This is a genomic window from bacterium, assembly GCA_040753085.1.
In the GTDB taxonomy this organism is placed as follows: Bacteria; UBA9089; JASEGY01; order JASEGY01; family JASEGY01; genus JASEGY01.
In genome coordinates this window covers 1-7,528 of record JBFMHI010000133.1, presented here as the reverse complement: position 1 = coordinate 7,528, position 7,528 = coordinate 1, and the positions used below count along the sequence as shown (strand labels likewise).

Genomic DNA, 7,528 nt, shown 5'->3' with positions numbered 1-7,528 from the left:
GGTTTTTAGCAAGAGTAATAATATTGCCCGCCAATTTCACCCTCACCCTATCCCTCTCCCATCAAGGGAGAGGGAATTTTGCTTTGTCTCCCAACTAACTGCTTAACTTAGTTTTGAGTAGTTACGATTTCTTTAATCCCCACTCAAAGCGAACTTTTCTATTATCTGATCTCTACCGCCTCAAATCTACAGACATCAAAACAGGCCCCGCATTTGATACATTTGGCCTGGTCTATAATATGCGGCTCCTTCTTCTCACCTGTAATGGCGCTGGTCGGACAGTTCTTGACGCAAAGCCTACAACCCGTGCATGTTTCGGCATTAATGATAAAGGTGGTCAGTGCCTTGCAGACACCGGCCGGACACCTCTTTTCTTTGATGTGGGCCTCATATTCATCTCGAAAGTATCTAATCGTGGACAGAACGGGATTCGGGGCCGTGTTGCCGAGTCCGCAAAGGGCCGCTTTCAGGATGACCGAGGAAAGCTCTTCCAGGAATTCAATATCGCCTTCCTTGCCTTGGCCGGCACAGATGTCGGAAAGTATCTCATACATCCGCACCACCCCTTCCCGGCAGGGGACACATTTCCCGCAGGACTCTTCCTTCAGAAATTCCAGAAAATAGCGGGCGATGTCCACCATACAGGTGCGATCATCCATCACAATCATCCCGCCGGAGCCCATCATGGAGCCGACTTTAGTTAACTCATCAAAATCAACCGGCAGGTCAAGGTGCCTTTCCGTGATACAGCCGCCTGAAGGTCCGCCGGTCTGGACAGCCTTGAACTTGCGTTTATTGGGAAGGCCGCCGCCTATGTCAAAGATGATCTCCCGCAAGGTAATACCCATGGGCACTTCCACCAGACCGGTATTATTGATCTTGCCCACCAGCGAAAAGATCTTGGTGCCCTTGCTGTTTTCCGTCCCGATCTTTGTATACCAATCCGCTCCTTTTTCAATAATGAGGGGCACATTGGCCCATGTTTCCACATTGTTGAGATTAGTCGGCTTATCCCATAGGCCCTTTTCCGAGCTGCGGACATACTTGGCCCTCGGCTCGCCGATCCTTCCTTCTATTGAGGCAAAAAGGGCCGTAGACTCCCCACAAACAAAGGCGCCGCCGCCCCGCACTATCTTGATGTCAAAATCAAACCCGGATCCCATAATGTCCTCACCCAACAGCCCATATTCCCTGGCCTGCTTAATGGCCAGACCAACATTCTTTACGGCCAATGGATACTCGTTACGCACATAGACATATCCTTCACTACTGCCGATAGCATAAGCCCCAATAATCATCCCTTCCAGGACCGAATGCGGATTGCCCTCCAGAAGGCTGCGGTCCATATACGCCCCCGGATCACCCTCATCAGCATTGCAGATAACATATTTCGGCTCACCCGGCGCCTGGCGGGTGGTCTCCCATTTCCTGCCCGCCGGGAATCCCCCCCCACCACGGCCTCTAAGACCAGACCGCTTAATCTCTTCAATTACTTTTTCAGGCTGCATCGTAGAAAACACCTTCCAAAGTGAGAAGTAACCAGAAGCGGCAATATATTCCTCGATACTTTCCGGGTCTATCAGGCCACAGTTGGCAGAGATAAGCCTCTTTTGATTCCTGTAGAAGTCAATGTTAATTTGACCATTTTCTATTATCCCCAGGAGGTTCTCTTCCGGTGTCTTTCCTTCGCCCCATTGGGCTATCAATGAAGGCACCTTTTTGGCATCCATCGGCCCATAGATCCTTCGGCCTGTCTTTGTAGATGACCTTATCTCCAGGATCGGCTCCTGCTGGCAGAAGCCAAGACAGCCGGTCTTAGCGATGACTATATCCAATCGCCTCTTCTTCTTTTCCTCAAGCAAAGCAGAAAAGACATCTTCCGCGCCACAGGCCAGACCACAGGTAGCCATCCCCACGACTATCTTTCCTTCTGGAGGGAAAAGCTTCTTTCTTCCCTCCCCCCTTATTCGATTAAGATCATCTATTCCCTGTATCTTCATTGATCCTCTTTCCAAATCCTTTCTACTATCTTGGAAACACCATCCTGAGTTAGGTTGCCGTATGTCTTGCCATCTATAGTCATTACTGGCGATAAAGAACAGCAACCAAGGCAGCGGACTCCATCTAAGGTGAAGGCTAAATCATCCGTCGTTTCACCACATGAGATAGAGAGATCACGCTCTAACCGCTCCATAATCCTATCTCCCCCCCTTACATGGCAGGCCGTGCCAAGACAGATGTTAATGATGTGCCTGCCCTTTGGCGTAAGGCTAAAGGCAGCATAGTAGGTAGCCAGCCCGTAAGCCCTGGATACCGGGATATTCAGCCTTTGAGCCACATACTTGATTATGTCCTGAGGCAGATAGTGGTATTCGGCCTGGATATCCTGGAGGATAGCTAAAAGATGCTCACTTTTGGCCTGATAGGTGTTGATTAGGTCGGTCACCCGCTCTTCATCTTTCGGGTCTAAATGAACGGGGGGCTCAACCGCCTCAAAGTAGGGCCTGTTCCTGGTCAGGCAGGTCTCCACACAGGTGCCGCAACCAGTACACCTTTCTTCACTCACATAACGGGGGTGCCTCAAAACCTCTATCTTGAAATTACCAGGACTTCCCTCTACCCTGGTAATCTCAGAGTTAGTCAAGAGTTTAATATTCAGACTATTTCCCACCTCGACCAGCCGGGGTCCCATAATGCACATGGCACAGTCATTGGTCGGAAAGGTCTTGTCCAGTTGCGACATCCGCCCGCCAATAGCCGGCCCTTCTTCTACCAGATAAACCCTGAATCCGGCCTCTGAGAGGTCGGAAGCGGCTTGCATCCCGCCTATGCCGCCGCCGATAACTAATACTGAACCGGTCTTCTGTTTTTCATTACTCATAATTTCAACCCCTGTTCCTTACTCACCCTTCCCATGCATCAATAAAAGGCCCCACATGCCATTCCAGAATCTGTGGCGCTGCGCCAGCATCTCCCCCTCCCTCCTACATTAACTTATCCTTACCCACATCTTTTAAAAACCACGAAGAACACGAAGGGCACGAAGAATTATAAAACAAATTTCATAACACCCATTACCAAAATAAAATATTTTTTTCTTCGTATCCTTCGTGCTCTTCGTGGTTTATCCTTGTTTACCTCATCCTTTTACCCAATTTGTGGGTAACAATAAGCTACGTTAAGATGACATTTTCATTAATCTATCAATTCTCTCTTCAATGGGTGGGTGGGTATCAAAAAGAGTCAGGAAGAAGTCTCCCGACAGGGGATTCACAATAAACATATGCGCCGTGGAAGGATTCGCATCCATTGGCATCACACCTGAAGCCTTTGACAATTTCGCCAGCGCCCTGGCGAGGGCCGCTGGTTTCCCTGAAATCTTTGCCCCACCTTCATCGGCGCCGTACTCCCTTGATCGTGATATGGCCATCTGGATAATCGTGGCGGCGATAGGCGCCACAATGGCCGTAGCGATAAGTCCAACCGTCCCACCTTGTTTACCTTCCGCGTCCCCTAAGATTGCCGCCCATCGCGCCATATATGAAAGCATTACCACCCCACCGGCTATGGTGGCGGCCATGGTGCTGATCAGCATATCTTTATTTTTGATATGGGACAACTCATGTCCAATAACCCCTTCCAGCTCGGCCCTGTCCAGAATATTGAGAATACCGGAGGTTACGGCAATGGCCGCATGATTCTCATTTCGTCCTGTGGCAAATGCGTTCGGCGTTTGGCTGTCTATGATGTAAACCCCAGGCATGGGAAGTCTTGCTCTTTCCGATAAGCCTGTTACGACGTGATAAAGAGCCGGCGACTGTTCCTCCGTCACCTCCCGGGCGTTATACATCTTCAGGACTATTTTGTCCGAATACCAGTAACTCCCTATATTCATAAGCATAGACAGCCCCAGGGCCATAATAACCCCCCTACGTCTGCCGATAAAATACCCCACCACCATCAGCAGTCCGGATAGGGAGGCCAACAATAGAACTACCTTTATCGTATTCATGAGATAGTATCACTCCCTAACATTGGCATTGTCAGCGAGAATTATAAATGCACCACGAAAATAGGGAACACCTCTCACAGATTCTTGATTCAGCATCCTTCCCTCCAGTGAACTTCCCGCCCTTGTGCCCTATTATATCATCCCCTGAACAGAGGTCTCAAGCGCTTCCACTCTCGAAAGCAACTCCTTCTCAAATCTGCTTACTCCTTTCAATAGGTCTCGCTCTGACGTGATAGTAAGAGACGGCAAATCTTCTTCTGAAATCATTCCCCTTTTCAGCTTCTTCTGGATTCCCTCCTCGATCCGCCGGGAAGCCTCAGCCGGATGGTATCTCTCCCCACACATTCCCCTATCCACAAATCTTCTATGAGAAAGGTAATTTCTCCTACCGAAACAGCGAGTGTATCCATGTCCCTAAAAACGTTGCCTCCACAGAGAGCACATCTGTGAAGAAAGTTCTTTTCTTCCATAATATCTTACCCCTTAATCCTTCTTGACTTTTTTGATTTATTCCGTTCAACACTGACAATAATCACCATATCTGCCTCATAATCAAGGTCACATATTACCTCTATTGGCCTTATATCAGGCTTTATGCCCCTAATCACCAATCGGGGCAAGGGGATATTATAGCGAACATCTAAGCTAACCCAATAGAGAAAAGAAGATTAGATGGATCAACCAGGTGCTTCTTCCACCAATCCTGGCCTTTCATCCCGAAGCTCAAGCCCAAAAGTTCAGTAAAATAGAAGACAGGCAGATCAAATTGTTCGCCGGCCGCCTCGGCTGCTTGTGCCTGCCTGGTGTCAAGATTGGCCATGCACATCGGGCAGGCCGTTACCAGACAATTGGCGCCCGCTTGTTTAGCCTGGATTAATATATGGCCGACCAGTTTGACTACCACCTCCGTCATGGTCAAGGTGAGACCGGCACCACAGCAGTCGGTTTTGTATGACCAGGGCACGGGTTCAGCCCCGCTGGCTTCCATCAGGTTATCCATTGACTCAGGCTGTTCCGGATGATCAAACTTCATCATATCAGGCGGCCGCAAGAGGAGGCAGCCATAGTAAGAAACTACCTTAAGCCCCTTAAGAGGGCGGACTATCTTGGATTTAATAAGATCAGCATCCAAACCAGCCACCACATCAAGTAGATTCTTAACCTGTAACTTCCTATGATAAGTAACCCCTGTAATTTCAGACATCCGGCGCGCAAAAGCCGGATTCTTTTCCAGCTCAATACTGGCTTTCTTGAGGTTATTAAAACAACTGGCGCAAGGGATGGCCATATCGCTTCTCTCAGCTTGAGCTAAAAGTATGTTTCTGGCCGAAAGTTCCAGGGCCAACCGGTGGTCCAAAGAATGAGCCGAAGTAGCCCCACAGCAGTTCCAGTCATCAATCTCGGCCAATTCTATTCCCAGGGCATGGCAGACCTCTCGGCTGGTCTGATCATATTCTTTGGCGGTAGAATGAAGCGAACAGCCTGGATAGTAAGCGTATTTCAATGTTTAGTCCTTTCTCCTTCCTTAGCCCAAAAGTCAGATGGCCGAGAACCGGTCATCTGAAGTCATCCAGAAAACAGCTTGCCTCTATGCCCCCAGTTCTCAGGCTCGACCTCTTCAATAATGACATAGGTATACTCAGGCGGCTTTCCAGCCACATCCTGAAGGGTCTTAGTAAATTGCCGCGTTATCTCGGCCTTTTGTTCCTTGGTCAATTTTCCCAACACCTTAAGGTCTACCACAGGCATTTCTCCACCTCCGATTTCAGATGGCTATTTAAACATCTGCCTTACTTCACCCTTGGCCTTAATCCTGCTCGGCCAGAGCGGTATCTTACCCCGCTTAAACATCTCCATCCCCAGCTTCATATCCTTAAATAGCTCCCTGCTCTTGAGCTTATACCAGCCCAAAAATTCAGCCTCAAAAACCCGACCCCTCTTTTTAACGGAGCTGAGGAATAAGTTGTGAAAAAGTGGGATGTTAGGCTCTTTTGCTTCATAACCTTCTTTGAGGGCCATCTCGCGCAGGGCATCCATTATCTTGGCTATATCTATCTTCATCGGACACCTGGCCACACAGGTCTCACAGCCGACACAGAGCCAGATAGTAGAACTTTTCAAAAGCCTCTCTTTCTGTCCCAATTGGATAAGCCTGATCACCTGGGTTGGACCATAATCCATCCACGGGTAAAGGGGACAACCCGCCGTGCACTTAAGACAGCCAAGGCACCTGGCCGGTGATTCTCCACTTTGTTGACTAACAGTTTGCCTAAAAGTTGTTTTTTCCATGAGCAGTCCTTTTTGGTTAGAAAACACTTGATGCTCGATGCTGGATGCTCGATGCTGGTAAAGGATCCAGTATCCACTGATAAGAATTTAACTGATAACTGATAAACTGATAAAACTGATAAGAATTAACTGATAAGAAACTGATAAGAAACTGATAAGAATTTTGATTTTAAGGTAATTCGGAAGAAGTGTTATAGAAGCGCCTCCCCGATGTTTTTTTAGTGCTTTGAGCCTTATGATCTTGGATTATAGTATATAAAAACGAGTAAGTCAAGAGAAAAGTTGAGGAGTTATTAGACTTATCTCTTTAAGCGTTGCTATCTTGGAAGCGTCAAGTATTTCAATCTCAAGTGGTAATCCTTCATTATCAAGATGAAGAATAATACCTTTCTTTAAATCTATCGAATCTCTAAGAGTTCCGTCCCTAAGCTCTATTAAAAGAATATCAACTTCCTTTGAATATTTTATCTTCATAAACCCCACCCCCGGGCATTTCTTTTGCGGCGGGAGCAACTGTCCACTCAAGTCAATGGTTAGGCGGTTGGCCCACGACTAAGTTTGGGGAGCCAGCGACCCACCTGACTACGGTAGTTATCATATTCGCTGCCAAACACCCGTTGAAGATGGGGCTCCTCGTAGATAACAACAAAAAGGTGGAATAATGTGCCAACAACGAGAGCATATAGTACCAAAACCACAGATTGGAACATAACGGCCCAGCATAGAATTACTGTGAGCACGCCCACGTACATCGGATTTCGCGTATAACGATAAAGCCCTCGCACGATGAGCTTCTTGGGTGCATCAATTGGCAAAGGCGTTCCCCGCCCGAACGTAGCAAAGTCCCACACACACCAAGCATAGATGGCGACCCCCATTACAAGCAAGGCGAAAGCAATGACAGATACCACGCCCAAAGTAGGGGATCGGTTCTCGGCGAGTAGAAACGGCACATAGACTGCCACCGTGCCTGAAACAACCAAGGTAAACAAGAGATTTTTAAGGAGCAACGCCATCGTTCTATTCTTCCTATTCGCCACTAACGACTAAGCTTATCTGTAACTTAGAGAATTACCATAAAATTTGCAAACAAAACAAACCGGGACGGTTCAAAATAGTCCATTTTCTTGTGAAACCTTGCGACCTGTAGTGAGCTTTTAGCCCCGTAGGGGCGATATATTTATAGCGAGATGCCAACCCCTACATCTCAAGCCCCGTAGGGGCGAT

At 48.0% G+C, this 7,528-nt stretch carries 9 protein-coding genes; all 9 read right to left on the bottom strand.

Annotated elements, in window-relative coordinates:
- Positions 1–161: 161 nt before the first annotated feature.
- A complete protein-coding gene (locus tag AB1797_11455) occupies positions 162–2,000 on the bottom strand; it encodes an NADH-ubiquinone oxidoreductase-F iron-sulfur binding region domain-containing protein (GenBank protein ID MEW5768215.1) in 1,839 nt (612 codons plus the stop codon).
- Positions 1,997–2,881 (bottom strand): NAD(P)H-dependent oxidoreductase subunit E, encoded by an 885-nt coding sequence (locus tag AB1797_11450; protein ID MEW5768214.1) that lies wholly within the window; start codon positions 2,879–2,881, stop codon positions 1,997–1,999. Before AB1797_11450 ends, AB1797_11455 begins: the two co-directional genes overlap by 4 nt.
- A gap of 297 nt (positions 2,882–3,178) precedes the next feature.
- Positions 3,179–4,012, bottom strand: a complete 834-nt coding sequence (locus tag AB1797_11445) for a zinc metalloprotease HtpX (GenBank protein MEW5768213.1) — start codon at positions 4,010–4,012, stop codon at positions 3,179–3,181.
- A 132-nt stretch (positions 4,013–4,144) separates the two neighbouring features.
- Entirely contained in the window at positions 4,145–4,369 is a 225-nt protein-coding gene (locus AB1797_11440; protein ID MEW5768212.1) for a hypothetical protein, read from the bottom strand.
- A gap of 283 nt (positions 4,370–4,652) precedes the next feature.
- The gene (locus AB1797_11435; protein ID MEW5768211.1) at positions 4,653–5,516 is read right to left on the bottom strand and encodes a CoB--CoM heterodisulfide reductase iron-sulfur subunit B family protein; all 864 of its coding nucleotides are present in this window, start codon (positions 5,514–5,516) and stop codon (positions 4,653–4,655) included.
- Positions 5,517–5,578: 62 nt separating this feature from the next.
- Positions 5,579–5,761, bottom strand: coding sequence for a 4-oxalocrotonate tautomerase family protein (locus AB1797_11430; protein ID MEW5768210.1), 183 nt, complete (start codon positions 5,759–5,761; stop codon positions 5,579–5,581).
- A 24-nt stretch (positions 5,762–5,785) separates the two neighbouring features.
- Positions 5,786–6,301, bottom strand: a complete 516-nt coding sequence (locus tag AB1797_11425) for a 4Fe-4S dicluster domain-containing protein (protein MEW5768209.1) — start codon at positions 6,299–6,301, stop codon at positions 5,786–5,788.
- A gap of 270 nt (positions 6,302–6,571) precedes the next feature.
- A complete protein-coding gene (locus AB1797_11420; GenBank protein MEW5768208.1) occupies positions 6,572–6,775 on the bottom strand; it encodes a DUF2283 domain-containing protein in 204 nt (67 codons plus the stop codon).
- A 59-nt stretch (positions 6,776–6,834) separates the two neighbouring features.
- A complete protein-coding gene (locus AB1797_11415) occupies positions 6,835–7,317 on the bottom strand; it encodes an isoprenylcysteine carboxylmethyltransferase family protein (GenBank protein MEW5768207.1) in 483 nt (160 codons plus the stop codon).
- Positions 7,318–7,528: the final 211 nt, after the last annotated feature.

Coding starts and splice junctions, on each gene's coding strand:
- AB1797_11455 (MEW5768215.1), bottom strand. CDS start 2,000: ATGAAGATACAGGGAATAGATGATCTTAATCGAATAAGGGGGGAGGGA.
- AB1797_11450 (MEW5768214.1), bottom strand. CDS start 2,881: ATGAGTAATGAAAAACAGAAGACCGGTTCAGTATTAGTTATCGGCGGC.
- AB1797_11445 (MEW5768213.1), bottom strand. CDS start 4,012: ATGAATACGATAAAGGTAGTTCTATTGTTGGCCTCCCTATCCGGACTG.
- AB1797_11430 (MEW5768210.1), bottom strand. CDS start 5,761: ATGCCTGTGGTAGACCTTAAGGTGTTGGGAAAATTGACCAAGGAACAA.
- AB1797_11425 (MEW5768209.1), bottom strand. CDS start 6,301: ATGGAAAAAACAACTTTTAGGCAAACTGTTAGTCAACAAAGTGGAGAA.
- AB1797_11420 (MEW5768208.1), bottom strand. CDS start 6,775: ATGAAGATAAAATATTCAAAGGAAGTTGATATTCTTTTAATAGAGCTT.
- AB1797_11415 (MEW5768207.1), bottom strand. CDS start 7,317: ATGGCGTTGCTCCTTAAAAATCTCTTGTTTACCTTGGTTGTTTCAGGC.